Here is a 25,739-nt window from a genome sequence, read left to right as displayed (position 1 = left end):
TGTGGCGACGAGCAACGGCTTTGACTGATGTGGAGGTCTTGCAGGCCTCTTTGGCGACCTGCAGTTTGAAACGAGCGTCGTATCTGTGCATGTATTCCTCGGGGTTGGATCTGGCGTCCAACTCCCGGGGGTCACTTCAGGGATGGGTTTACGGCGTCTCCCGCAACCGGACCCACCCCGCCTACCCACGAGTAGCCAGCTTTTGCCGTCGCCGTTGATTCGGCAGGTGCAGGGCTGCAAGCCCTGCCGAACACCCCCTACCTGCGGGGTGCGAGCTGCTCGAGCATTTCCCAGGACTTCAGGCCGCGCGGCCCGAGGTGATGGGCCAGCACCCGCCGCATCGGCAGGCGCAGGCTGGCCAGGTCGGCGGCATGGGGTTCTTCGTCGGCCGCCAACGCCAGCAGCGCCGAGCCAGTGGCCGCCGCCCGGCGTTCCCCACCGCGCTCGCTCAGCAGGCGCTGCGCGCCTTCCTGCGGGTCCAGTTCGTAGCGCGCGGCCGGGTCGATCGGCTGGCCGTCGCTCGCGCTGTCCAGATCGAAACCCAGGCCCAGCGCGGACAGCAGCTCGCGTTCGAAGCGACGCAGGGTCCAGGCCAGGCCGGCGCCCACGGCCAGCCGCGCACGTGCCTCGCCGTAGGCCAGGTACAACCCGGGCAGCGGGTCCTGGCGCGGGGCCAGGCGCAGGGTCAGTTCACTCAGGTAGAAGCCGGCCAACATCGCCTGGCCGACCAGGCGTGGCGCGGCATCCAGCGCCTCGGCACCGCGCAGCTGGGCCAGTTCACCGCGCTGCTGGGCACTGAAGCGGATCCATTGCAATGGCTGCAGGGCAGCGCGCAGCACCTGGCCCTTGGCGGTTGACACACCACGCGCGAGCAGGCCGATACGGCCATGCTGCGCGCTCAGCACTTCGACCAGCAGGCTGGTCTCGCGGTAGGCCCGTGCATGCAGCACGAAGCCGGTGTCGTCCTCGATCAGCATCGAAGCGACCGCAACGACTTACTCGTAACCGAAGGCCTTCAGTGCGGCCTCGTCGTCGGACCAGCCTTCACGCACGCGCACCCAGGTCTCCAGGAACACCTTGGCCCCGAACAAACGTTCCATCTGCAGGCGGGACTTGGCGCCGATCTCCTTCAGCCGGGTGCCACCCTTGCCGATCACGATCGCCTTCTGGCCTTCACGTTCGACCCAGATAACCGCACCGATGCGCAGCAGGTTGCCATCTTCGGTGAAACGCTCGATTTCCACCGTGGTGGCATACGGCAGTTCCTCGCCGAGCTGGCGCATCAGCTGCTCGCGCACCAGTTCACCGGCCAGGAAACGCTGGCTGCGGTCGGTGATCTCGTCCTCGCCGAACATTGGCGGGGCTTCCGGCAGCAGCTTCAGCACATCGCGCACCAGCGCTTCCAGGCCGTTGCGCTTCTGCGCGGAGATCGGATGCACGGCGGCGAAGTCGCGACCTTCGGTCACCTGCTGCAGGAACGGCAGCAGCGCGCCCTTCTCCTTCAGGCGATCGATCTTGTTGACCACCAGCACCACCGGAATGCCAGCGTCGCGCAGCACATTGAAAGCCAGGCTGTCCTCTTCATCCCAGCGGCCGGCTTCGATCACCAGCAGGCCGGCGTCGACGCCTTCCAGCGAGCCGCGCGCAGCGCGGTTCATCACCCGGTTCATCGCCCGCTTCTGCACCTTGTGCAGGCCGGGGGTGTCGACCAGCACCAGCTGTCCTTCCGGATAGGTGGCGATGCCCAGCAGGCGATGGCGCGTGGTCTGCGGGCGGTTGGAAACGATGCTGACCTTGGCGCCGACCAGGGCATTGGTCAGGGTCGATTTGCCCACGTTCGGGCGGCCGATGACGGCCACGCTGCCGCAATGATGGGAAGTTTGTTCGCTCACTTGGAATCCAGTTGTTCTAGGACGGCCGCAGCCGCCTGTTGTTCGGCAAGCCGCCGCGAGGCGCCTTCGCCCTCGGTGCTGGCGGCCGGGTCGGCTACGTTGCAGCGTACCCGGAAGTGCTTGGCGTGGTCGTCACCGGATTCTGACACCAGCTCGTACTGCGGCAACGCCTTCTGTCGGGCCTGCAGCCATTCCTGCAGGCGGGTCTTGGGATCCTTCTCAGGCCGGCCCGAGGCCGGCAGCGCCTCGATCGAGGCACTGAACCAGGGCAGCACCACTGCCCGGCAGGCCTCGAAGCCGGCATCCAGGTAGATCGCAGCCACCACGGCTTCCACCGCATCGGCCAGGATCGAGTCGCGGCGATGACCACCGGACTTCATTTCGCCCGGGCCCAAGGTCAGCCGCTCGCCCAGTTCCAGGCTGCGCCCGATCACCGCAAGCGCGCCTTCACGCACCAGCTCTGCGCGGGCGCGGGTCATCGCCCCTTCGTCGGCCTTGGGCCAGCGCCGGTACAACGCCTCGGCCGCCATCATGTTGACGATGCTGTCGCCAAGGAACTCCAGCCGCTCATTGTGCGGCGCACCGGCACTGCGATGCGTCAGCGCCTGCTTGAGCAGCGCCGGGTCGCTGAAGGCATGACCGATCAGGTCGCCACGTTGGATGAATTTACTGGGCACCGCTTCGTGTCAGGTCCTGGGAAGAATCGAATTTGCCAACCACATCGAGGTTGCCGATCAGCTGACGGCGCACTTCGTAGTTGACCTTGAGGGTCCAGCCATTGTCGCGACGGTCGAACTTCACGTTGGCCGGCTTCACGTTGTCCGAGTAGTTGATGTACAGGCGCTTGAAGAACAGGTCCTGGATGCGCGCCGGCTCCATGCTGCCCACGCCCGGCTCGTTGGCCAGGCTCTTCATCGCCGAGCGCACAGCGTAGTACTCCTGATACATCGGGAACAGCTTCATGCCGATGTAGAGGAAGAAGCCCACCACGATCAGGACCGTCAGGAACGAGGTCAAGGTCATGCCACGCTGCGTGTTCATCGTCTTCATTGCGTTCTCCCCAGATACGCGTTGGATGTGAAGGTACTCAGTTGATGCTCGAGCCGATCCGCGACGGCTCGAAGCCATCCTTGCACAACCAGCCCTGGCAGTTCAGCCAGATCAGGAACGCCTTGCCGCGCAGGTTTTCTTCCGGCAGCAGGCCCCAGAACCGGCCATCATCGCTGTTGTCGCGGTTGTCGCCCATCACCAGGTACTTGCCGGCCGGCACGGTCCACTGGCCCTGGCCGCGCGGATAGTCGGTCTCCAGCACCGTGTGGGTGCGGCCCGGCAGGTGCTCGAGCAGCAGGTTGGCGCCCTCGCCCTGGCCCTTGTGGCCGGCGTAGATACCCTTGTTGTCATACTTCAGCGGCTCGCCGTTGAGGATCACGCCGTCGCCTTCGAAGACCACGGTGTCACCCGGCACGCCGATCACGCGCTTGATGAAGTTCTCGCCCTTGGCCGGATCGTTCTCGCCATGGCCGGGGAAGTGGAACACCACCACGTCACCACGCGACGGCTCGCCAAACGGCACGATCTTGGTGTTGCTGATCGGCAGGCGCAGGCCATAGGAGAACTTGTTGACCAGGATGAAATCGCCAATCAGCAGGTTCGGCATCATCGAACTGGATGGAATCTTGTACGGCTCCGCAATGAAGCTGCGCACGACCAGCACGATCGCCAGCACCGGGAAGAACGCACGCGAGTAATCCACCAGCACCGGCTCGGAATCGAGCAGGCCCGCGCGCTGGGCGCGACGCTTGGCGAGGTACAGCTTGTCCGCAAGCAGGATCAGGCCCGAGGCCAGGGTCAGCACGACCAGGAGGATCTCAAACAGTTTCATTCAGGGTCCTTTGCAACGTCACCAGACGACCGGCCCCGCAGGGCCGGTGCGGGCTTACTTGTTGTCCATCTGCAGCACGGCCAGGAACGCTTCCTGCGGGATCTCCACGCGGCCGACCTGCTTCATGCGCTTCTTGCCTTCCTTCTGCTTTTCCAGAAGCTTCTTCTTGCGCGAAACGTCGCCACCATAGCACTTGGCCAGCACGTTCTTGCGCATGGCCTTGACCGTGGTGCGGGCGATGATCTGCGAGCCAACGGCGGCCTGGATGGCCACGTCGAACATCTGGCGCGGGATCAGGTCCTTCATCTTTTCGCACAGCTCGCGGCCGCGGCGGTCGGCATGGCTGCGGTGCACGATCAGCGACAGGGCATCGACCTTGTCGCCGTTGATCAGCACGTCCACGCGCACGAACGGGCCGGCGTCGAAGCGCACGAAGTGGTAGTCCAGCGAGGCATAGCCACGGCTGACCGACTTCAGCTTGTCGAAAAAGTCCAGCACCACCTCGGCCATCGGCAATTCATAGCTGATCTGCACCTGGCTGCCCAGGTAATTGATGCCGATCTGGCTGCCGCGCTTTTCTTCGCACAGCTTGATGATGTTGCCGATGTACTCCTCGGGAGTGAGCACGTTGGCACGGATGGTCGGCTCGCGGATCTCCTCGACCTGGTTCACCGGCGGCAGCTTGGCCGGATTGTCCATGTTGATGATCGAGCCATCGGTCTTCAGGACCTCGTACACCACCGTCGGCGCGGTGCTGATCAGGTCCAGGTTGTATTCGCGCTCCAGGCGCTCCTGCACGATCTCCATGTGCAGCATGCCCAGGAAGCCGCAGCGGAAGCCGAAGCCCATCGCCTCGGAGCTTTCCGGCTCGAAACGCAGCGCGGCGTCGTTCAGGCGCAGCTTGTCCAGCGCTTCGCGCAGGTCCGGGTAGTCCTCGGCGTCGACCGGGAACAGGCCGGCGAACACGCGCGGCTGCATTTCCTGGAAGCCCGGCAGCGGCTTCGGGGCTGGGTCGCCGGCCAGGGTCAGCGTGTCGCCGACCGGCGCACCGTGCACGTCCTTGATGCTGGCGGTGACCCAACCCACTTCACCGGCCTTCAGCGCCGGCAGCACCTTGCGCTTCGGGGTGAACACGCCAACGTTGTCGACCTGGTGGTTGCGGCCGGTGGACATCACCTGCAGCTTGTCACCGGCCTTGATCTCGCCCTGCATCACGCGCACCAGCGACACCACCCCCAGGTAATTGTCGAACCACGAATCGATGATCAGCGCCTGCAGCTTGTCGGTGTCGCGCGGCGCCGGCGGCGGGATGCGGTGCACGATCGCTTCCAGCACATCCTGCACGTTCAGGCCGGTCTTGGCGCTGACCGGCACCGCGTCGGAGGCGTCGATGCCGATCACGGCCTCGATCTCGGCCTTGGCGCGCTCGATGTCGGCGGTGGGCAGGTCGATCTTGTTGATCACCGGCACCACTTCCAGGCCCTGCTCCACCGCGGTGTAGCAGTTGGCCACCGACTGCGCTTCCACGCCCTGGGCGGCATCGACCACCAGCAGCGCGCCTTCGCAGGCGGCCAGCGAGCGGCTGACTTCATAGGAGAAGTCGACGTGGCCGGGGGTGTCGATGAAGTTCAGGTGGTAGGTCTGCCCGTCCTTGGCCAGGTACGGCAGCGACACCGACTGCGCCTTGATCGTGATGCCACGCTCGCGCTCGATCGGGTTGGAGTCGAGCACCTGCGCTTCCATCTCGCGGGCCTGCAGGCCACCACAGAGCTGGATGATGCGGTCGGCCAGCGTGGACTTGCCGTGGTCGACATGGGCGATGATGGAGAAGTTGCGGATGTTCCGCATCGAATCAGAAGACATAGGTGGCGGCGGCGCGCGGCGTCGTCAGGGTAACGGCCGATTATCGCATGCCCGGCGCCCGCCCGCGAAAACGGCCTCATCGAGCCGGGCCCGGAATGGCCGAAGCCCCGCCGGGGCGGGGCTTCGGGGTAACCACGTGGCCGCCGGGGCGGCCCTGCACCGGCCTTATTGGCCAGCCTTGACCGCTACGAACGCGCTGTTGCCGCTGCCGGTGCGCACCAGCAGCATCACCACGTCGCCCTTCTTGTAGCTGGACAGCGCACGGTTCAGCGCGTCCACGCTGCCGACCTGGGTGCTGGCTACCTGCAGGATCACCATGCCCGGAGACAGGCCCGCATCGCGCGCGCCCTGGCCCTTGACCCCGGTGATGCGCACGCCCTCGCCCGATTCCAGGCCCAGCTGCTTGCGCTGCGGCGCGGTCAGGTCACTGACGTCCAGCCCCAGCAGGGCGTTGGCGCCGGCCTGTGGAGCCGCATCGCTGTTGCCGGCAGCCGGGCCACGCGAACTGGCCTGCGCATCTTCGGTCAGTGCGGTCAGGGTGGCGCTGAGGTCGCGCGGCTTGCCATCGCGGATCACGCCCAGGGTGACCCGGCTGCCCGGTGCCATCGCGCCGATCAGCGGGGGCAGGTCGGACCAGCTGTTGACCGGCGCGCCGTTCACCGAACGGATCACATCGCCGATCTTCACCCCGGCCCGGGCTGCAGCCGAGTCCGGCACGATCTGGTTGACCAGGGCGCCGCGGCTGTCCGGCAGGCCCATCGCCTGCGCTTTCAGGCCGTCGATTTCCTGCACCACCGCGCCGAGCTGGCCACGGGTGACTTTGCCGGTCTTCTTGATCTGCTCGACCGCGCTCATCGCCAGGTCGATCGGGATCGCGAAGCTGATGCCCATGTAGCCGCCCGAAGCAGAGAAGATCTGCGAGTTGATGCCGACCACTTCGCCACGCGTGTTCAGCAGCGGGCCACCGGAGTTGCCCTGGTTGATCGCCACGTCGGTCTGGATGAAGGGCACGTAGCGCTGGTCCGGCCCGCCGGTGCTGCGGCCAAGGGCACTGACCACGCCGGCAGTGACCGAGTGATCGAGGCCGAACGGCGAGCCGATCGCGACCACCCATTGGCCCGGCTTGAGGGAGTTGGAGTCGCCAACACGCACGGTCGGCAGGTTCTTGCCGTCGATCTTCAACAACGCGACGTCGTACTGCTGGTCGCTGCCCACCACTTTCGCGGTGAACTCACGGCGGTCGCCCAGCTTGACCTTCACCTCGCTGGCATCGGCCACCACGTGGTAGTTGGTCAGTACATAGCCATCGGGCGAGATGATGAAGCCCGAGCCCATGCCACGGCCCTTGATGCTGGGGCCGCCATCCGGCCCACCCGGACCCTGCCCGGGCATCGGGAAGTCCGGGCCGAAGAAGCGGCGGAAGAACTCCGGCATGTCATCGTCGCCCATCGGGCCGCGGGCGACCTGGCGGTTGTTGCGGACGATGGTGGTGTCGACGTTGACCACGCCCGGGCCGACCTGTTCGACCAGATTGGTGAAGTCGGGCAGGCCGCTGACCAGCGGCTGCGCCGGTGCCCGCGCTGCTGCAGCTGGCGCAGGCTGGGTCTGCGCGGCAGGCGCGGGGGCCTGTGCGCAGGCCACCAGGGGAAGGGTCAGGGCCAGCAGACCCATGGCCTGCGTGCGGAGTCGGGGAGTCATCGGACGGCAACCTCCGGATCGGATGGAAAGAGGAATACGGACCCCGCCGGCGGCGGGGCGTGAAAGCGCCCGGCTCAGTCGCGCGGGCGCGGCGGCACCGGCAGGTCGTCCTGCAGGCGCGGCTCGAACGGATAGAACGCCGCGCCGCCGGCATGGGCCGGGAAGCTGGCATTGAGTGCGCCACCGGCAGCGGGCGCCAGGCTGGAGCGCGGCCACGGCCGGGCCTGCAGTCCGCCCACCTCGCCGAACGGCAGGTTGCGGCTGGCGTTGGCCGGCACGGTCGGGGTCAACGGCGCCGGCGCTGCGGCGACGGCCCGTTGCGGGGCCTCGTCGCGCTGGGCGGCACGCGCAGCCTGCTGGGTACGCGTGGCGCTGGCACGGCGGGCGTCCTGACGACGGCTGGAAGCGGCCATCGCCACAGCCGGCGCAGCAGCCACGGCCATCGCGGCCGTATCCACCGAAGCCTCGGTCACCGGGGCCGGCGCGGTGGGCGCCGGCGCCAGCTCCGCCTGGCTGGCGATCACCTGCGGCGCCAGCGGTTCACCCGGCGTGGCCTCCTTCAGCTTCTCGCCGCCGATGAACAGCGCGACGGCGGCCACCGACGCGGCCAGGGCGGCGCCGCCGCCCCAGGCCCGCCAGCCACTGCGGCGTACCTGGCGACGCGGCTCGACCTGCGGCGCCGGTTCGGCCGCGATCGCGGCGGCCACGGCCGCGCTGAAGCCTGCCGGCGCCAGCGCCGACGCCTGCCCGCGCATCACGTCGCCCAGCAGCTGCCAGCGTTCCTGGCATCCGGCCAGCTCGGGGTCGTGCTCCATCCGGCGCAGCAGGAAGCGCGCTTCGTCGGCGCCCAGCTCACCATCGACCAGGGCCGACAGCTGCTCGCGATGGCGCTGGTCCAGGCGCTGTCCGGCGGGCGATTGGTGGTTCTGCGATTCGTTGAACGGTTTACTGGTCATACGCGGCTCTTCTCACGGGTGGCGCTGCCGATGTCCAGCAGCGGCCGGAGTTCGGTGTCGATCGCCTCGCGCGCCCGGAAGATCCGTGAACGCACCGTGCCGATCGGGCACCCCATCTTCTGCGCGATATCCTCGTAGCTCAGGCCTTCCACCTCGCGCAGGGTGATTGCCGACCGGAGTTCTTCCGGCAGCGCGTTGACGGCCTTCATTACCGTCTGTTCCAGCTCCTGGCGCATCAACTCGCGTTCGGGCGTGTCGGTGTCGCGCAGGCGGGTACCGGTGTCGAACTGTTCGGCGTCGCCGATGTCGATGTCATCGGTCGGCGGCCGTCGATTGTGTGAAGCCAGGTAGTTTTTGGCGGTATTCACGGCGATTCGATGCAACCAGGTTGAGAACTGGGCGTCGCCACGGAAACTCCCGATCGCGCGGTAGGCGCGGATGAAAGTGTCCTGGGCGACGTCCTGACATTCGCTCCAGTCGGCGATGTAGCGACCGACCAGGGCCACCACCCGATGCTGGTACTTGCGCACCAGGACATCGAAGGCGGCACTCTCGCCGTGCTGCACGCGCCGGACCAGTTCCAGATCCAGCTCCTGTGGTGTATCAACCTCGGCCATGAGGGGCCGCACTCCTGTCAGCCCAACCGACGTCGGGCAATGAGACTGCCAATCCCGGGAAAAGTTCAGTCGCCGATCACCTGGCGCCGCACCAGCTTTTAACCACCGTTCCGTTAGCGTCCCGGTCCACGGCCATGGATCCGGGGGCGCCACTCCCCTGCTATTGGGATTTGACGCGGGGGAAACAACCTCTGGATCATAGCCGCTTCTCCATACACAACCGGATGGAACGTCCATGCTCTCAGGCTTCGATGGTCTCCGCTTCAGCCACTGGCACCCCGAGATCCGCGACGACGGCGTGGTGGTTCTCTCCCTGGATCGTCAGGACAGCAGCGTCAACGCCATGTCGCAGGACGTGCTGCTGGAGCTGGGCGACCTGCTTGAGCGCATCGCGCTGGATCCGCCCAAGGGCGTGGTGATCCAGTCGCTGAAGAAGGCCGGCTTCATTGCCGGTGCCGACCTGAAGGAGTTCCAGGAGTTCGACCGTCGCGGCACTGTCAACGACGCGATCCGGCGTGGCCAGGCCACCTACCAGAAGCTGGCCGAACTGCCCTGCCCGACCGTGGCGGCGATCCATGGCCACTGCCTGGGAGGCGGCACCGAACTGGCGCTGGCCTGCCGCTACCGCGTGGCCTCCAACGACAGCAGCACCCGCATCGGCCTGCCGGAAACCCAGCTGGGCATCTTCCCGGGCTGGGGCGGCAGCGCCCGCCTGCCGCAACTGGTGGGTGCACCGGCGGCGATGGACATGATGCTGACCGGACGCACCCTGTCGGCCTCGGCCGCGCGGGGGATCGGCCTGGTCGACAAGGTGGTGGCGCCGGCGGTGGTGCTCGACACCGCCGTCGCGCTGGCGCTGTCCGGCACCAGCCGCCCGTTCAAGCAGCGCGCGATGGCCTGGGCCACCAACACCTGGCTGGCACGCCGGCTGCTGGCGCCGCAGATGGTCAAGCAGGTCGCACGCAAGGCGAAGAAGGACCAGTACCCGGCGCCGTACGCGCTGATCAGCACCTGGCAACGCAGTGGCGGCAAGCCGATCCAGGCGCGTTTGGACGCCGAGCGGCGCGCGGTGGTGAAGCTGGCCAGTACACCGACCGCGCGCAACCTGATCCGCATCTTCTTCCTCACCGAGCGACTGAAGGGCCTGGGCGGTGGTGATTCCGGCATCCGTCACGTGCACGTGGTCGGCGCCGGCGTGATGGGCGGCGACATCGCCGCGTGGGCCGCCTACAAGGGCTTCGAGGTGACCCTGCAGGACCGCGAGCAGCGCTTCATCGACCCGGCCATGGAACGCGCGCAGGCGCTGTTCGCCAAGAAGGTGCGTGACGAGAGCAAGCGCCCTGCCGTGGCCGCGCGCCTGCGTGCCGATCTGGAAGGCAACGGCGTGGCCGAAGCCGATCTGGTGATCGAGGCCATCATCGAGAACCCCGAGGCCAAGCGTGCGCTGTACCAGACGCTGGAACCGAAGATGAAGCAGGACGCGCTGCTGACAACCAACACTTCGTCGATCCCGCTGGTTGAACTGCGCGATCACATCCAGCGCCCGGCGCAGTTCGCCGGCCTGCACTATTTCAACCCGGTCGCGCAGATGCCGTTGGTGGAGATCATCCATCACGACGGCATGGCGCCGGAAACCGAACGCCGCCTGGCCGCGTTCTGCAAGGCACTGGGCAAGTTCCCGGTGCCGGTGGCCGGCAGCCCGGGCTTCCTGGTCAACCGCGTGCTGTTCCCTTACATGCTGGAAGCGGCCACCGCGTATGCCGAAGGCATTCCGGGCCCGGTGATCGACAAGGCCGCCGTGAAGTTCGGCATGCCGATGGGACCGATCGAACTGATCGACACCGTGGGGCTGGACGTGGCTGCGGGCGTGGGCCGCGAACTGGCGCCGTTCCTCGGCCTGCAGATTCCGGCGGCCCTGCAGACGGTGGAACAGGACAAGCGCGGCAAGAAGGATGGCCAGGGCATCTACACCTGGGAGAACGGCAAGCCGAAGAAGCCGGACGTGGCCAGCGATTACCAGGCCCCGGCCGATCTGGAGGACCGCCTGATCCTGCCGCTGTTGAACGAGGCGGTGGCGTGCCTGCACGAAGGTGTAGTGGCCGATGCGGACCTGTTGGATGCGGGCGTGATCTTCGGTACCGGTTTCGCGCCGTTCCGTGGCGGCCCGATCCAGCACATCCGTGCGGTGGGTGCCGATGCGATCGTCGAGCGGTTGAAGGCGCTGCAGCAGCGGCATGGCGACCGCTTCGCCCCGCGCCCGGGCTGGGACAACCCCGCCCTGCGCGAACCGGTGGTCTGAGTTTATCGGCCGGGCCTGCGGCCCGGCACCCGCATAGGCAACGTCAAGTTCCACAGCAGAAGCCAGAGCCAAAGCGGCTCTGGCTTTTCTGTTTGTTGGGCGGGTGGGTTGCGCAGGACCGTTGGCGCCATGGATGGCGCCATCGAGCCCCCATGGATGGGTTTACGGCGTGTCCTGCGCAACCCACCCGCCCGGCCAAGCGCGGTTTTTGATCTTGCTTCCGACTTCAGCGACCAACCCCACAGCCACGAGGGGCTGCGCCGTTGGCTGGAACAACCTGTTACCCATACGGGGCATGTACCCGTCACAGCTGCATGCGATGCTGACCACCTGATCCCTGCCAGCGAGAACGCCCGCATGACCACCATCATCGCCCCGCGCGTGCACGACATCGGCGGCCTCGAAGTCCGTCGCGCCGTCCCCACCCTGCAGGCGCGCAGCATCGGCTCGTTCGTGTTCGTCGACCAGATGGGCCCGGCACTCATGCACCCCGGCACCGCCATCGACGTGCGCCCGCATCCACATATCGGCCTGGCCACCGTGACCTACCTGTGGTCGGGCGCGATCGGCCACCGCGACACGCTGGGGTCGGACCAGGTGATCCGTCCCGGCGACGTCAACTGGATGACCGCTGGTCGCGGCATTGCCCATTCCGAGCGGACACCGCAACCGGACCGCGCCCACGACAACCCGATCCACGGCATGCAGACCTGGGTGGCGCTGCCGAAATCGCACGAGGAAATCGAACCGGCCTTCTACCACCATGCCGCGGCTACACTGCCCGAGCAGCGCCGCAACGGTGCCTGGCTGCGGGTGATCGCCGGCCGCGCCTATGGCGAGGAATCGCCGGTGAAGGTGTTCGCCGATACCCTCAACGTGGCGATCGATCTCGACCCGGATGCGGAGATCGATATCGATGACGGCCACCGCGAGCGCGCGCTGTACATCCTCGAAGGCGACGCACAGCTGGATGGCGTGGACATCCCTGCACAGCATCTGGTGATTCCCGAGGCCGGCGCACGCGGCCGCCTGCGCGCGAAGACGCCGGTGAAGGCGATGCTGTTCGGTGGCGAGCCGCTGGATGGCCCGCGCCACCTGTGGTGGAACTTCGTATCCAGCTCGAAGGAGCGCATCGAGCAGGCCAAGCACGATTGGGAGGCCGGCCGATTCGGCACCATTCCGGGCGACGACAAGGAGTTCATTCCGCTGCCGCAGTATTGAACATCGCGTGTTGCACACATCCGAGGGTGTATCCCTGCACCCGGCGTTGACGCTACAGTCACCCGCTGAGCACTGAAATGTGACATAAATCACACTTTCGCCCTCAAAGGAGTGCAACACATGAGCATGGGTAAACGCTTGTCCGCCGAATTCCTCGGCACGTTCTGGCTGGTGTTGGGCGGCTGTGGCAGCGCGGTGCTGGCCGCCAAGTTCGGTGGCGACGGCAATCCGCTGGGTATCGGGTTCCTCGGCGTCGCCCTGGCCTTTGGCCTGACCGTGGTGACCGGCGCCTATGCGTTCGGCCATATCTCCGGCGCGCACTTCAATCCGGCAGTCAGCGTCGGCCTGTGGGCCGGCGGCCGCTTCCCGACCAAGGACCTCGTGCCGTACATCATCGCCCAGGTGGCTGGCGGCCTGCTGGCCGGCTTCATCCTGCTGCAGATCGCGTCGGGGGCCAGCGGCTTCGCCATCGATGGCAGCCAGGCCGGTGCGTTCGCCAGCAATGGGTATGGCGCGCTGTCGCCTGGCGGTTACAGCGTGGCAGCGGCCTTCCTGTGCGAAGTGGTGCTGACCGCCGTGTTCCTGATCGTGATCATGGGCGCCACCCATGGCAAGGCGCCGGCTGGCTTTGCGCCACTGGCGATCGGCCTGTCGCTGACCCTGATCCACCTGATCAGCATCCCGGTCACCAACACCTCGGTGAACCCGGCCCGTTCCACCGCCGTGGCCTTCTTCGCCGGCAGCGGCGCAGTAAGCCAGTTGTGGCTGTTCTGGGTCGCCCCGCTGCTGGGCGGCGCGATCGGCGGCATCATCTACAAGTGGATCGGCAACGACCGCTGAGGCCTGTGCGCACCATTGCGGCCGACCATCGGCCGCAATGGTTACGTCTGCAACTTCGATTTGTGCGATCGCTCACGTTCCGTTAAGGTTGAGTTGACCGTCCGTGCACACGCCGGGCGGGGCGGCATCCGGGGATGGGATGCCACAGCCGCCAGTCCATCTGGTGGAGCCACACGACCGACCACCTTGGGGGATGCATGAAGTTCGCGCCTGTAGTGTTGTCGAGCCTGCTGTTCGCCGCAGCCCAGGCTGCCGCGCAGGCTCCCGCGGAATGTCCTTCGTTGCCGGCCAGCAGTGGCCTGCAGTGGCAGCAGCAGGTGTTGGCCGACCTTCTGGTCTGCCGCGCCAGCACCGGGGATGGACGCGAGGTACTGAGCCTGATGCTCAGCGCGCGTGACCCCAATATTCCGTTGAACCGGGCACTGCGCCAGGAAAAAGGCAGCTTCGGCGGTGAACCACTTTACTGGTACCAGCCCGATCTCGGTGGCCAGCAGCCGCCCGGCTATGCCGAGCGCCGCATCAGCGTGGTCAAGCTGGACAAGAAGCGCTACGCGCAGATTTCGCTGTACCCGGACAGCGCCCAGGAGCTGGGCTCGCTGCAGCAGTTGGCGCAGGGCATGAGCCTGACCCCGTCAGCCGTGGCCGCGGGGCGCTGAAGGTGACGGGGATGACTGCCTGGCAGCATCCCCGCAGGATCCGACTCGCGGGACGTCCGCCGGGCGTGGCCCGGCGGCGTTGCCGGCTTCTTTCGACGGGCCATGCCCGGCGCAATCCATCAGAACTTGCCTTCCTGGAAATCGACGAAGGCCTGCATCAGTTCCTGCCGCGTGTTCATCACGAAGGGGCCATGGCGCATCACCGGTTCGCGCAGCGGACGGCCGGCAACCAGGATCAACCGCGCGCCTTCACTGCCCGCCGAGAGGTGCAGTTGCTCGCCTCCGCCCAACACTGCCAGTTCCTGGCGTGCAACGTCGCGCGCAGCGTCCTGCTCGCCCACCGTCAGCCCGCCCTCGAACACGTAGGCAAAGGCGTTGTGCCCTTCCGGCAGCGTGTAGGTCCAGGCCCGATCAGGCGCCAAGGTGATGTCGAGGTAGAGCGGATCGGTGGCCGGTTGCACGATCGGACCCCGGGTGCCGTCCACGCTGCCGGCAATCACCTTCACTGTCACACCCGGCTCCGGCTGCACCACCGGAATCCGCTCGGGCGCGAATTCCTGGTACTTCGGGTCAGTCATCTTCTCCTTTGCCGGCAGGTTCACCCACAGCTGGAAGCCGCGCATCTGCCCGCTTTCCTGCTCGGGCATCTCCGAATGCACCAGGCCACGCCCAGCGGTCATCCACTGCACGCTGCCCGGGGTCAGCAGGCCTTCGTTGCCGTGGTTGTCGCGATGCCGCATGCGCCCGTCGAGCATGTAGGTGACGGTCTCGAAACCGCGGTGCGGATGTTCCGGGAAGCCGGCGATGTAATCCTCGGCGCGGTCGGTTCCGAATTCATCGAGCAGCAGGAACGGATCCAGATCGGGCAGCGTGGGGCCGCCGATGACGCGGGTCAGGCGCACGCCAGCACCGTCGGAGGTGGGCAGGCCACGGATGGTGCGCAGCACGCGGGCCGGTTCGGGAAGGCTCATGGCGACTCCTGTTGGATGGATGCCAGTGAAGATGGACGCCATACGGCCGTACGCCAATGGATGGCGCCGCAACCGATTGTTCCATCCCTGATGTTCGCTGCACGTCAGCACAACGAACGTACGACCAAAGTACTACCGCCGATTCGTCCTGCGCCAATTGACCCTGTCGAAGGCAAGCGGGACTCTTTGACTGTCTTTCCGGGAGAGAGCACCTCATGAAAGGGTTTTCAAAACTGGGCTGGGCGGTACTCGCCCTGCTCGGCGCATTCTGTCTGGGCACCGTGGCACTGCGCCGCGGCGAGCACATCAATGCGCTGTGGATCGTCGTCGCTGCGGTTTCGCTGTACCTGGTCGCCTACCGCTTCTACAGCCTGTTCATCGCCAACAAGGTGATGCAGCTGGATCCGACCCGGGCCACCCCGGCGGTGATCAACAACGATGGCCTGGACTACGTGCCGACCAACAAGCACGTGCTGTTCGGCCACCACTTCGCCGCCATTGCCGGCGCCGGCCCGCTGGTCGGCCCGGTGCTGGCCGCGCAGATGGGCTACCTGCCCGGCCTGCTGTGGCTGGTGGTGGGCGTGGTGCTGGCCGGCGCAGTGCAGGACTTCATGGTGCTGTTCCTGTCCAGCCGTCGCAACGGCCGCTCGCTGGGTGACCTGGTGCGCGAGGAGATGGGCCAGGTACCCGGCACCATCGCCCTGTTCGGTGCGTTCCTGATCATGATCATCATCCTGGCGGTGCTGGCGATGGTGGTGGTCAAGGCGCTGGCCGAAAGCCCGTGGGGCATGTTCACGGTGATCGCGACGATGCCCATCGCGATCCTGATGGGCGTCTACATGCGCTATATCCGCCCTGGCAGGATCGGCGAGATCTCGGTGGTCGGCCTGATCCTGCTGCTGGCCGCAATCTGGTACGGCGGCAAGGTCGCCGCCGACCCGGTGTGGGGCCCGGCGTTCACCTTCACCGGCACCCAGATCACCTGGATGCTGATCGGCTACGGCTTCGTCGCTTCGGTGCTGCCGGTGTGGCTGCTGCTGGCCCCGCGCGACTACCTGTCGACCTTCCTCAAGATCGGTACCATCATCGCGCTGGCCGTCGGCATCCTGATCGTGATGCCGGAACTGAAGATGCCGGCGCTGACCCAGTTCGCCGCCAGCGGTGATGGCCCAGTGTGGAAGGGCGGCATGTTCCCGTTCCTGTTCATCACCATCGCCTGCGGTGCGGTGTCGGGCTTCCATGCGCTGATTTCGTCCGGCACCACGCCGAAGCTGCTGGCCAATGAAGCGCACATGCGCTACATCGGCTACGGCGGCATGCTGATGGAATCGTTCGTGGCGGTGATGGCGCTGGTGGCGGCCTCGATCATCGATCCGGGCATCTACTTCGCGATGAACAGCCCGGCTGCGGTGATCGGTGCCGATGCAGCCTCGGCGGCGCACTACATCACCAACACCTGGGGCTTCACCATCACGCCCGAACAACTGACCGCGACCGCGGCGGCGATCGGTGAACCGACCATCCTGCATCGCGCCGGTGGCGCGCCAACGCTGGCGGTGGGCATCGCGCAGATCCTGCACGAAGCGATTCCCAGTGGCAGCGACGCGATGATGGCGTTCTGGTACCACTTCGCGATCCTGTTCGAAGCACTGTTCATCCTGACCGCAGTGGACGCCGGCACCCGCGCCGGACGCTTCATGCTGCAGGACCTGCTGGGCAATTTCGTGCCGGCCCTGAAGAAGACCGAATCGTGGACCGCCAACATCATCGGCACTGCGGGTTGCGTGGCACTGTGGGGCTACCTGCTCTATACCGGCGTGGTCGATCCGTTCGGCGGCATCCAGACGCTGTGGCCGCTGTTCGGCATCTCCAACCAGATGCTGGCTGGCATCGCGCTGATGCTGGGCACGGTGGTGCTGTTCAAGATGAAGCGTGACCGCTATGCGTGGGTCACCGCGGTACCGGCGGTGTGGCTGCTGATCTGCACCACCTATGCCGGCTTCATCAAGATCTTCGACAGCAACCCGGCACAGGGGTTCCTGGCCCAGGCACACAAGTTCCAGGCTGCCATTGCCAGCGACACCATCACCGCACCGGCCAAATCGGTGGCGCAGATGAAGCAGATCGTGGTCAATGCCTACGTCAACACCGGCCTGACCGCGCTGTTCCTGCTGGTGGTGGGCGCTGTGCTGGTGTATTCGATCAAGACCATCCTGGCGGCACGCCGCAATCCGCAGCGCAGCGACCGCGAGACCCCTTACGTGGCACTGAAGCCGCACGAAATGGTGGATCTGTGATGAGCACGCAACTGGTTCCCGCCGGCCAGTACCAGGCGCACCGCCGCATCTGGCGGCGCCTGGTGCAGACCGCACGTCTGTGCTGTGGCATTCCCGATTACGACAACTATGTCCGGCACATGCTGGAAAAGCACCCGGACCAGGAGCCAATGGACTACAAGACGTTCTTCCGCGAACGCCAGGAAGCGCGCTACGGTGGGCGCAATGGTGGCCGCTGCTGTTGAGGGTTGGGTGCCGGGCTTGCAGCCCGGCGCCCGCAGAGGCAACTGCAACTGCAACGGCGAAAGCGTCGGCTCTGGTTTTCCGTGAATTTGGCGGGGTGGTGTCGGATGGCGGGAAGCCGTAAACCCGTCCTTGGGGGCTTGGCCGCAGCATCCATGCCGCGGACACCCCGCCATCCGACACCACCCCACCTTCGACAGATTTCCGTTGACGGCAAGAAGCATCAGGGGGCAGATCCGTTTCCGCGGGGAAACGGATCTGTCCTTTCTTTGTTCATGGATACCCATGAAGTGCATCCACGCATGACGTGGATCTATCCGGTGGCAGGCAAAAAGAAAGCCGAGCGTGGGCTCGGCTCTGCACGGGGAAAGCGTGTCCACGGCAATTGCCGTGAACACGCAACATGATCGTCAGCTCAGGACTCAGCCGCCGGCCATCCACTTCAGGATCAGGCCGGTGACATACGCCAGCCCGGTGCCGGTGGCATAGCCCACCGTACCCAGCAGCACGCCCACCGGCGCCAGCGTCGGGTGGAACGCTGCTGCCACCACGGGAGCCGAAGCGGCTGCGCCGATGTTGCCCTGCGAACCAATGGCGAAGAAGAACAGCGGCGCGCGCAGCAGCTTGGCCACCACCCACAGCACCAGCACGTGGGTGGCCATCCAGATCGCGCCGAGCAGGAACAGCCACGGCCTGTCCAGCAGCGACAGCAGGTTCATCTGCATGCCGATGCAGGCAATCAGGAAGTAAAGGAACACCGTGCCCAGCCGCGAAGCGCCTGCCGCTTCCAGCCGGCGCGCACGGGTGAAGCTCAGGCCCAGGCCCATCGCCGTGGACAGCAGGATCACCCACACGAACTGGCTGTCCAGGCTGAACTGGCTGGCCCAGCTGATATTGGCCTTGAACCAGCCCGACAGCGGCGCGGCGATGGCGTGGGCCAGGCCGACGCCACCCAGAGCCACGCCGACGATCACCATCAGGTCGGTCATGCTGGGAATGCGCGCGTTCTGTGCCTCGTAGGCGCTGATCCGTGCCTTCATCTCGTCGATGGCGCGGGTATCGGCCCCGTTGCGGGTGTCGATCTGCTGCGCGCGGTTGGCCAGGAACAGCAGGATCGCCATCCACAGGCTGGCACAGGCCACGTCGACCACGGCGAACTGGCCGAAGGTGGTGGCGTCGGTGCCGAACACCTCGCGCATGGCCACCATGTTGGCGCCGCCACCGATCCAGCTGCCGGCCAGCGCGGCCATGCCGGCCCAGGTATCACCGGCCACGGTTTCCGGGTGGATCAGCTTCATCAGCTGGAACGAGACGATTGCGCCGAGCATGATGCCAGCGGTACCGGCACAGAACACGAGCAACAGCTTCGGGCCGAGCTTGATGACGCCCTTCAGATCGATCGACAGGGTCAGCAGGACCAGTGCAGCCGGCAGCAGCACGTCACGCGCGACCGGGTTGTACAGCGAGGTGTTGTGGCCATCGATGACACCGGCGGTGTTGTAGATGGCGGGAATGAAGTAGCACAGCAGCAGCGCCGGCACCCAGGCGAAGATCTTCTTCAACAAGGGGGTCGGACCACTGGCAGCCCAGAAGATCAGGGCCAGGGTGGCGGCGATCAGGCCCAGTCCAACGATATCGTTGCTGATCAGGGCGGTAGCGGGTTCGGTCGGCATGGGATCCTCTGTCGATCGAAAGAGCGGAAAAAAAAGCGCCGCATAAAGCGGCGCAGTTCCAGATTAACACTGTCTTCACGCCGGGTCATGCCGCAGCGCGGAGCAGGTCGGCCGCTTGATCAGGCGGGGCGCGAAGCGCCAAAGTCCAGGGTGACGCGTGTCCCGCGCAGCTCGCAGGGCTGCAACTGCAGTGTCCAGCCCAGGTGTTCACACAGCCGCGCGATCAGGTCCAGGCCGATGCCGCTGCCACGGTCGGCACGCCCGCCGCGGGCCATGCGTGCATGGATCGCCGCGATCTCCTCCGGGCTCATGCCGTGCCCGGGGTCCTGCAGGGTCAGCACCGCCGACGGACTCAGCTGCAGTTCGATATGGCCGCGACCGCTGTTCTCGATGGCATTGCGCAGCAGGTTGCCGATCGCCGCCTGCACCACCGCCATCGGCGCGACGATATCCACCGGCGCGGCCTGGATACCGATGCTCAGGTCCTTGTCGCCGAGGAGGTGGCGATGGTCGTCGACGATCTCCGGCAGCAGCTGGTCCAGCGCGATGCGCTCGGCACGCGCCGCCAGGCGCGCCGGATCGCGCGCCAGCACCAGCAGCAGCTCGATCAACTGCTCCACGCTCTGCGCCGTTCGCAACACCCGCTGCATCTGCTGGCGGGCGCGCTCGGGCAGGCCCGGTTGCTCCAGTGCCAGTTCGGCGGCACCGGTCATCACCGCGATCGGCGTGCGCAGTTCGTGGCTGGCGGTGCTGATGAAGACCCGCTCACGCTCGACGAACTGCTCATTGCGGTCAAGGTAATCGTTCAGTGCATCGGCGATGGTATGCAGTTCGGAACTGCCGCGTGGATCGACCTCGATGCGCTGGCCCTGCACGCCCGGCCGCAACGCGGCGATGTGCTGTGCCAGCAGGCTCAGCGGGCGCACCATGCGTTCCATGCCGAACGACGCCATCAGTACGGTGACGAAGATCATGATCACCCCGGCCAGCATCACCCAGCGCGTGGCGAACTGTTCCAGGTCATGAAAATCGGAAATGTCCAGAACCAGCGCGACCCGGCCCATCGACTCGGTTTCGCGCACCATCACCGCCGTCTCACGGCCCTTGATCATTACGCCGTCATGCAGCCCCGGATGCAACGTACGCAGAGCGTCGGGCAGGTTGACCGCATCGAAGCGATACAGGCTGAGCGTGTCCGAATCCTGCCAGCGGTAATGCGGCTCATGCTCGACGTGCTCGACGATGCTGTCCAGTTCGGAGTTGAGCAGTGCGCGCCAGGCGGCGTGCTCGGCATGCTCGTGCACATAGTTGCCAACGCTGAACACCGCCAGTGAAAGCAGCGCCAGATAGCCCAGCAACCACCACACGACCCGACGGTACAACGGGCCCGGCTTACGCGCCTTCATCGTCATCCTTGCCGGCATCGCTGGTGGAACTCACCGCCAACCGGTAGCCCACCCGCGGCAGCGTGTGGATCAGTTTCTTGGCGAACGGGCCGTCGACGCTGCGACGCAACTCGTAGACGTGCGAGCGCAGCAGGTCACCATCCGGCGGCTCATCGCCCCACAGGGCGAACTCCAGCTGCTGTCGTGTCACCGCCCCCGGGCTGGCCCGCATCAGCACTTCCAGCAATTTGCGGCAGGCCGGGTACAGGTGCAGCAGCTGGCCCCCACGCTGGGCCTCCAGCGTTGCCAGATCCAGTACCAGGTCGCCCACCTGCAGGCGCTTGCGCGGGTTGCGGCCCTGCGCACGCAGCAACAGCGCCTCCAGCCGCACCTCCAGTTCTGGCAGCGCGAACGGCTTGGTCAGGTAGTCGTCGGCACCGGCGCGGAAGCCGGCAATCTTGTCCGGCAGCTCGTCACGCGCGGTCAGCATGATCACCGGCACTTCCGATGCTTGCTCGGCGCGCAGCCGGCGCAGCACCTCCGGGCCCTCCATGCGCGGCAGCATCCAGTCCAGGATCACGGCGTCGTAAGGGTGGCTGCCGGCCAGGTGCAGGCCGGTGATGCCATCCGGGGCCACGTCAAGCACATGCCCGCGCGACTCGAAATAGTCGAACAGGTTGGCTACCAGCTGGCGGTTGTCCTCGATCACCAACAGACGCATGCACGAAACACCCACGGAAGTTCGTACCATGGTAGCGCCGCGCATGTCGGAATGCGGTCGCCCCGGCCCCGCTCTGACGCTTTTCCCACCCCCGCCACCTCAGAATGGCCGTTTTGCTCCCGGAGCCTGCCGTGCCCGTAGCCCTGCCCCGCCGTTGGCGCCTGCCCCTGTTGTGGCTGTTGATCGTTGCTGCGCTGGCAGCGGGGATCGGCCTTCGGCAGCCGCAGCCGCCGGACGAGCCGCGCTTCGTGCTGGCGGCCCGGACCATGGTCGAAAGCGGGCAATGGCTGCTGCCGCACCGAGGCGTGGAGCTGTATGCGGAGAAGCCACCGGTCTTCATGTGGCTGCAGGCGGCGGCCTACGAGATCGTCGGCAGCTGGCAGTGGTCGTTCCTGCTGCCGTCGCTGCTGGGCGCCCTGCTCAGCCTGTGGCTGGTGTCGGATCTGGCACGCCGGCTGTGGTCACCGCGGCATTCCCTGTATGCCTTGGCGGCGCTGTTCTGCACCCTGCAGTTCGGGCTGATGGCCAAGCGCGCGCAGATCGACATGGTGCTGGTGGGCATGACCACGGTGGCCCTGTGGGGCCTGATGCGCCATCTCTGCGAGCGCCGCAACCTGCCCGCACTGTGGCTGGCGGGTTTCGCGGCCGGCCTGGGGACAGTGACCAAGGGTGTGGGTTTCCTGCCGCTGTTGATGGTGCTGCCATGGTTCGGCTGGTGGCTGTACCAGCGTTGCCGCGGCCTCAGGGGGGATGGTCCGCACCCGGCAACGCTGCTGTGGCTGATCCCGGCCTTCCTGCTGGGCGTGTCGGTGTGGCTTGCGCCGCTGGGCTGGGCCCTGCTGCACACGCCCAGCGCCGAACTGCAGGCCTACGCGCATGAGCTGTTGTTCAAGCAGACCGGTACCCGCTATGCCAACGCCTGGCACCACCGCCAACCGGTCTGGTACTACCTGCAGGTGATCCTGACCCTGTGGCTGCCCGGCAGCCTGTTGCTGCCGATGCTGTTCAGACCCTGGTGGCGCCGCCTCCGCCGAGGCGACCGCCGGCAGTGGCTGCTGCTCGGCTGGGCCATTCTGGTGCTGGTGTTCTTCAGCGCCAGCCCGGGCAAGCGTGAGGTGTATGTGCTGCCGATGCTGCCGGCAATGGCACTGGCGGCGGCGCCACTGCTGCCGGGCCTGCTGCGCCGGCTGTGCGTGCGCCGCTACCTGTTCGGCTACAGCGTGGTGCTGATGCTGGCCACCGGCGTGCTCGGCGTCATGCTGTTGACCGAGCACCCTTGGGCCCTTGCGCAGCTTGAGCGCCGGGCAATGCCCGATACGCTGCTGCCGGTGCTGGGCGATGGCCTGCTGACCTTCGCCATCGCCCTGGCCACGCTGATCGTGTGGCTGCGGGTGCGCCGCGCCGCAACGCTGGTGCTGCTGACCCACGGCATGCTGTGGATGCTCTACGGCCTGGTGTTGATTCCGGCGCTGGATCCCTACGCTTCGGCATCGGCGCTGATGCGCCGGGTCGGCGCACGGATCGGGCCGGACGCCGAACTGGCGCTGGTCGCCTGGCGCGAGCAGAACCTGCTGCAGGCCGACCGCGCGGTGCGCGAGTTCGGCTTCAAGCGGCCTTGGGCCGAGCAATGGCACGATGCCGGCCCCTGGCTCGCCGAAGCGCCGGACAAGCGCTGGCTGCTGGTGCTGGACGATGCAATGAGTCCCTGCGTGGACCCGGCCAAAGTGATCGACATCGGCATGGCCAACAGGAATCGTTGGCAACTGCTTCCCGGCTCCGCGTGGAACCCGGAATGCCACGCCGAACGGACAGGATCGACCGCAGACGAAGACTGAACGTTGACGTGCGCCGGGGAGTCATTAACCCGGCGCGAACGGGCGTCCGACCCTTCTCCGACATCAAGGTGACGAGCATGAGCGCGGATTCCCGAACCGCCCCTTCCCAGCATGCCCGTTCGTCCCATTGATGCGGTTGCGCCGCCTGCGACATCGCCACTGGCGTCAAGATTCGCCGTAACTCACTTCTGGCTGCCTGTCGCAATCGGTCTGCCCCTGTTTACGCTGCTGATGGGTTTCGGCGGCGATCAATGGGTCGCCGATCACCTGTTCCGTCTTGAAGGTGGCCACTGGGCGTTGCAGGACGCCTGGGTCACCCGCACAGTGGTGCACAAGGCCGGCAAATGGCTGAGCACGTCGGCGGCGCTGGTCGCGATCCTGTTGTGCGTGCACCACTGGCGCAAGGGAGGCGATCGCACCCTGCGATGGGCGCTGCTTTATGTCGTAATTGCCATGGCGCTGGGGACGGGCGTGATCTCCCTGCTGAAGGCCCTGGTGCCGATGGAATGTCCCTGGGACCTGCTGCGCTACGGTGGCCATCAGCCCTATATCGGCCTTTTCACGCAGCGCCCGGCCGGAATGCCCGCCCAGGCGTGCTTCCCTGCCGGCCACGCCAGCGCGGGCTATGCGTGGCTGTGCCTGTACTATTTCGCCCTGCTGTGGCGCCCGTCGTGGCGCTGGGCTGGGTTGTGGATCGGCCTCGGCACCGGCCTGGTGTTCGGCATCAGCCAGCAGCTGCGCGGCGCGCATTTCCTTTCGCATGATGTTGCCACCGCGTTGATATGTTGGCTGCTGTCACTCGGCCTGTACCTGATCGTCAAAGGCATCCTGATCCGCCATCCGCTGGACCGTCCCAACCGCCAGGAAGCAAACGCATGAGTGCATCGGTCCAACGCCCCGCCGGCCCTTCTGCGTTGGCGGGTCTTCGCCACTGGCGGCCACAGCTGTCCACCGAAGCGCTGATCGCGCTGACCAGCCTGTTCTTCGCGGTGGCCGGCAACGGCCTGTTCTGGCACAGCGCGATGGCCAGCCATCCGGGCAGCCTGCGCTACGCGCTGTCGCTGCTGCTGTTGCTGCTGGGTGCGCACGGCGTGCTGCTCGGCATCCTGGTCTGGCGCTGGAATGCCAAGGTGGTGATCAGCCTGCTGCTGCTGGTGACCGCGTTCGCCGCGCACTACATGGGCCGCTACCACATCTACCTGGATGCGGACATGCTGCGCAACGTGCTGGCGACCGACCCCAAGGAAAGCCGCGAGCTGATGACCGTGTCGCTGATATGGCCGGTACTGCTGCTGGCGGTGCTGCCGATGCTGGTGCTGTGGCGCGTGCAGCTGCGCCGCCGCAGCTGGGGCCGCAGCCTGCTGTGGCGGCTGTGCTTCCTTGCAGTAGCCGCAGTGACCGCCATCGGCGGTGCCCTGATCTCGTTCCAGGATGTCTCGGCACTGATGCGCAACCAGCGTGAAGTGCGCTATCTCGCGACACCGGCCAATGTCCTGTTGGGCATGCCGCGTGCATTGCGTGGCGACAATCCGGTGCAGCGCGCGCCGAAGCTGCCGATCGGTACCGATGCCAAGGCCACCCCGCGCGCGCCGGCCAGCAAGCCGCGCCTGCTGGTGATCGTCATGGGCGAGACCGTGCGTGCGCAGAACTGGGGGCTCAACGGTGGCCGCAACACCACGCCGGAACTGGCGCAGGCCAGCGTGATCAATTTCCCGGACATGCACTCGTGCGGCACCAGCACCGAGGTTTCGCTACCGTGCCTGTTCTCCCCATGGGGTCGTCACGACTACGACGAAAAGAAGATCCGTGCGCACCAGTCGCTGCTGCACGTCCTGGACCGCGCCGGCATCGTGCCGTTGTGGCGTGACAACCAGTCCGGCTGCAAGGGCGTGTGCGAAGGCCTGGACTTCCAGTCGCTGTCCGATGCCACCACGCCGGGCCTGTGCGCCGATGGCCGCTGCATGGATGAGATCCTGCTGCAGGACCTGGCCACCCAGGTGCGGGCCAGGCCCGGCGACCGGGTGGTGGTGCTGCACCAGCTGGGCAACCACGGACCGGCCTACTTCGAGCGCTATCCGGCCGCCTTCGCCCGCTTCAAGCCAACCTGCGATACCCGTGACATCGGCCGCTGCTCGCGCGAAGAGATCACCAACAGCTACGACAATGCCGTGCTGTACACCGATCACTTCCTGAGCAAGACCATCGGCACGCTGCAGGGCATGCAGGACTACGACACGGCGATGATCTACCTGTCCGACCACGGCGAATCGCTGGGCGAAAAAGGCCTGTTCCTGCACGGCGTGCCCTACGCCATCGCCCCGGCCGAGCAGACCCGGGTACCGATGACGATGTGGTTCTCGCCGGGCTTCGCGAGCAGCCGCGGGTTGGACCTGCAATGCGTGCGCAAGCGCTCGACGGCATATACCGACCATGACAACCTGTTCCCGTCGGTGCTGGGCCTGATGCAGGTGAAGACCTCGCTATACGAGCGCGACCGCGACGTGTTCGCCAACTGCGAGAGTTGAGGGTTTGTCGGCAGGGCTGCGCCCTGCACCCGCCGAGGCCACTGCACAAGCAACGGCAACAGCAGAAGCAGGCGATTCGTGGCTTGGCGGGGCGGTGTCGGAATGCGGGGACGCCGCAAGTACGTCCATGTAGGCTTGGCAGCCGCATCCATGCGGCTGACACCCCGCACTCCGACACCGCTCCAC

Annotated in this window: 23 protein-coding genes; 9 read left to right on the top strand and 14 right to left on the bottom strand. The window is 66.5% G+C overall.

Features of this window, described 5'->3' with window-relative positions:
* The 10 genes from AC5P9W_RS17315 to rpoE form a co-directional block, all read right to left on the bottom strand.
* A partial coding sequence (locus AC5P9W_RS17315; protein ID WP_288037469.1) for a transposase occupies positions 1-91 on the bottom strand: 91 nt, incomplete at its 3' end.
* A 166-nt stretch (positions 92-257) separates the two neighbouring features.
* The gene (recO, locus tag AC5P9W_RS17310) at positions 258-977 is read right to left on the bottom strand and encodes a DNA repair protein RecO (RefSeq protein WP_111098935.1); all 720 of its coding nucleotides are present in this window, start codon (positions 975-977) and stop codon (positions 258-260) included.
* Between the two features lie 18 nt (positions 978-995).
* Positions 996-1,892, bottom strand: coding sequence for a GTPase Era (gene era, locus AC5P9W_RS17305; protein ID WP_019662166.1), 897 nt, complete (start codon positions 1,890-1,892; stop codon positions 996-998).
* A complete protein-coding gene (rnc, locus tag AC5P9W_RS17300) occupies positions 1,889-2,569 on the bottom strand; it encodes a ribonuclease III (RefSeq protein ID WP_019662167.1) in 681 nt (226 codons plus the stop codon). Before rnc ends, era begins: the two co-directional genes overlap by 4 nt.
* Entirely contained in the window at positions 2,559-2,942 is a 384-nt protein-coding gene (locus AC5P9W_RS17295; protein WP_010482821.1) for a DUF4845 domain-containing protein, read from the bottom strand. Before AC5P9W_RS17295 ends, rnc begins: the two co-directional genes overlap by 11 nt.
* A gap of 37 nt (positions 2,943-2,979) precedes the next feature.
* Complete coding sequence (lepB, locus tag AC5P9W_RS17290) at positions 2,980-3,774, bottom strand: signal peptidase I (protein ID WP_019662168.1); 795 nt, start codon at positions 3,772-3,774, stop codon at positions 2,980-2,982.
* Between the two features lie 54 nt (positions 3,775-3,828).
* Entirely contained in the window at positions 3,829-5,622 is a 1,794-nt protein-coding gene (gene lepA, locus AC5P9W_RS17285) for a translation elongation factor 4 (protein WP_206621979.1), read from the bottom strand.
* A 180-nt stretch (positions 5,623-5,802) separates the two neighbouring features.
* Entirely contained in the window at positions 5,803-7,335 is a 1,533-nt protein-coding gene (locus AC5P9W_RS17280; RefSeq protein ID WP_019662170.1) for a DegQ family serine endoprotease, read from the bottom strand.
* Between the two features lie 74 nt (positions 7,336-7,409).
* Positions 7,410-8,291 (bottom strand): sigma-E factor negative regulatory protein, encoded by an 882-nt coding sequence (locus AC5P9W_RS17275; protein WP_021203461.1) that lies wholly within the window; start codon positions 8,289-8,291, stop codon positions 7,410-7,412.
* Entirely contained in the window at positions 8,288-8,908 is a 621-nt protein-coding gene (gene rpoE, locus AC5P9W_RS17270) for an RNA polymerase sigma factor RpoE (RefSeq protein ID WP_019662172.1), read from the bottom strand. The genes AC5P9W_RS17275 and rpoE overlap by 4 nt, the downstream gene beginning before the upstream one ends.
* A gap of 235 nt (positions 8,909-9,143) precedes the next feature.
* Here rpoE and AC5P9W_RS17265 point away from each other — a divergent pair, with 235 nt between their 5' ends.
* From AC5P9W_RS17265 to AC5P9W_RS17250, 4 genes are all read left to right on the top strand, one after another.
* Positions 9,144-11,207 (top strand): 3-hydroxyacyl-CoA dehydrogenase NAD-binding domain-containing protein, encoded by a 2,064-nt coding sequence (locus AC5P9W_RS17265; protein ID WP_171952935.1) that lies wholly within the window; start codon positions 9,144-9,146, stop codon positions 11,205-11,207.
* Between the two features lie 357 nt (positions 11,208-11,564).
* A complete protein-coding gene (locus tag AC5P9W_RS17260; protein WP_021203180.1) occupies positions 11,565-12,428 on the top strand; it encodes a pirin family protein in 864 nt (287 codons plus the stop codon).
* Positions 12,429-12,548: 120 nt separating this feature from the next.
* Entirely contained in the window at positions 12,549-13,268 is a 720-nt protein-coding gene (gene aqpZ / locus AC5P9W_RS17255) for an aquaporin Z (protein WP_019338641.1), read from the top strand.
* A 197-nt stretch (positions 13,269-13,465) separates the two neighbouring features.
* Positions 13,466-13,924, top strand: a complete 459-nt coding sequence (locus AC5P9W_RS17250) for a hypothetical protein (protein WP_188250365.1) — start codon at positions 13,466-13,468, stop codon at positions 13,922-13,924.
* Positions 13,925-14,043: 119 nt separating this feature from the next.
* Here AC5P9W_RS17250 and AC5P9W_RS17245 read toward each other — a convergent pair whose 3' ends face one another.
* Positions 14,044-14,895, bottom strand: a complete 852-nt coding sequence (locus AC5P9W_RS17245) for a pirin family protein (RefSeq protein ID WP_019662177.1) — start codon at positions 14,893-14,895, stop codon at positions 14,044-14,046.
* A 215-nt stretch (positions 14,896-15,110) separates the two neighbouring features.
* Here AC5P9W_RS17245 and AC5P9W_RS17240 point away from each other — a divergent pair, with 215 nt between their 5' ends.
* Together AC5P9W_RS17240 and AC5P9W_RS17235 are read left to right on the top strand one after the other, a co-directional pair.
* A complete protein-coding gene (locus AC5P9W_RS17240; protein WP_019662178.1) occupies positions 15,111-17,192 on the top strand; it encodes a carbon starvation CstA family protein in 2,082 nt (693 codons plus the stop codon).
* Positions 17,192-17,416 carry a YbdD/YjiX family protein gene (locus AC5P9W_RS17235; RefSeq protein ID WP_005410613.1) on the top strand — a complete coding sequence of 75 codons (225 nt, stop codon included), beginning with the start codon at positions 17,192-17,194 and terminating at the stop codon, positions 17,414-17,416. Before AC5P9W_RS17240 ends, AC5P9W_RS17235 begins: the two co-directional genes overlap by 1 nt.
* A 420-nt stretch (positions 17,417-17,836) precedes the next feature.
* Here the strand turns inward: AC5P9W_RS17235 and AC5P9W_RS17230 are convergent, their stop codons facing one another.
* From AC5P9W_RS17230 to AC5P9W_RS17220, 3 genes are all read right to left on the bottom strand, one after another.
* The gene (locus AC5P9W_RS17230; RefSeq protein WP_021203179.1) at positions 17,837-19,087 is read right to left on the bottom strand and encodes a DUF819 family protein; all 1,251 of its coding nucleotides are present in this window, start codon (positions 19,085-19,087) and stop codon (positions 17,837-17,839) included.
* A gap of 119 nt (positions 19,088-19,206) precedes the next feature.
* Complete coding sequence (locus tag AC5P9W_RS17225; protein WP_021203178.1) at positions 19,207-20,493, bottom strand: sensor histidine kinase; 1,287 nt, start codon at positions 20,491-20,493, stop codon at positions 19,207-19,209.
* Entirely contained in the window at positions 20,480-21,193 is a 714-nt protein-coding gene (locus tag AC5P9W_RS17220) for a response regulator transcription factor (RefSeq protein WP_019662181.1), read from the bottom strand. The genes AC5P9W_RS17225 and AC5P9W_RS17220 overlap by 14 nt, the downstream gene beginning before the upstream one ends.
* A gap of 104 nt (positions 21,194-21,297) precedes the next feature.
* On the opposite strand from AC5P9W_RS17220, the gene AC5P9W_RS17215 reads away from it, so the two are divergent.
* From AC5P9W_RS17215 to AC5P9W_RS17205, 3 genes are all read left to right on the top strand, one after another.
* Positions 21,298-23,028: an ArnT family glycosyltransferase gene (locus tag AC5P9W_RS17215; RefSeq protein WP_194445345.1), complete on the top strand. Its 1,731-nt coding sequence runs from the start codon at positions 21,298-21,300 to the stop codon at positions 23,026-23,028.
* A gap of 111 nt (positions 23,029-23,139) precedes the next feature.
* Positions 23,140-23,907, top strand: a complete 768-nt coding sequence (locus AC5P9W_RS17210) for a phosphatase PAP2 family protein (protein ID WP_021203176.1) — start codon at positions 23,140-23,142, stop codon at positions 23,905-23,907.
* Complete coding sequence (locus AC5P9W_RS17205) at positions 23,904-25,553, top strand: phosphoethanolamine transferase (RefSeq protein ID WP_206621876.1); 1,650 nt, start codon at positions 23,904-23,906, stop codon at positions 25,551-25,553. Before AC5P9W_RS17210 ends, AC5P9W_RS17205 begins: the two co-directional genes overlap by 4 nt.
* Positions 25,554-25,739 lie beyond the last annotated feature (186 nt).

The organism is Stenotrophomonas sp. YJH_SMC_33, assembly GCF_059372295.1.
This window is presented reverse-complemented; position numbering and strand designations above follow the sequence as displayed.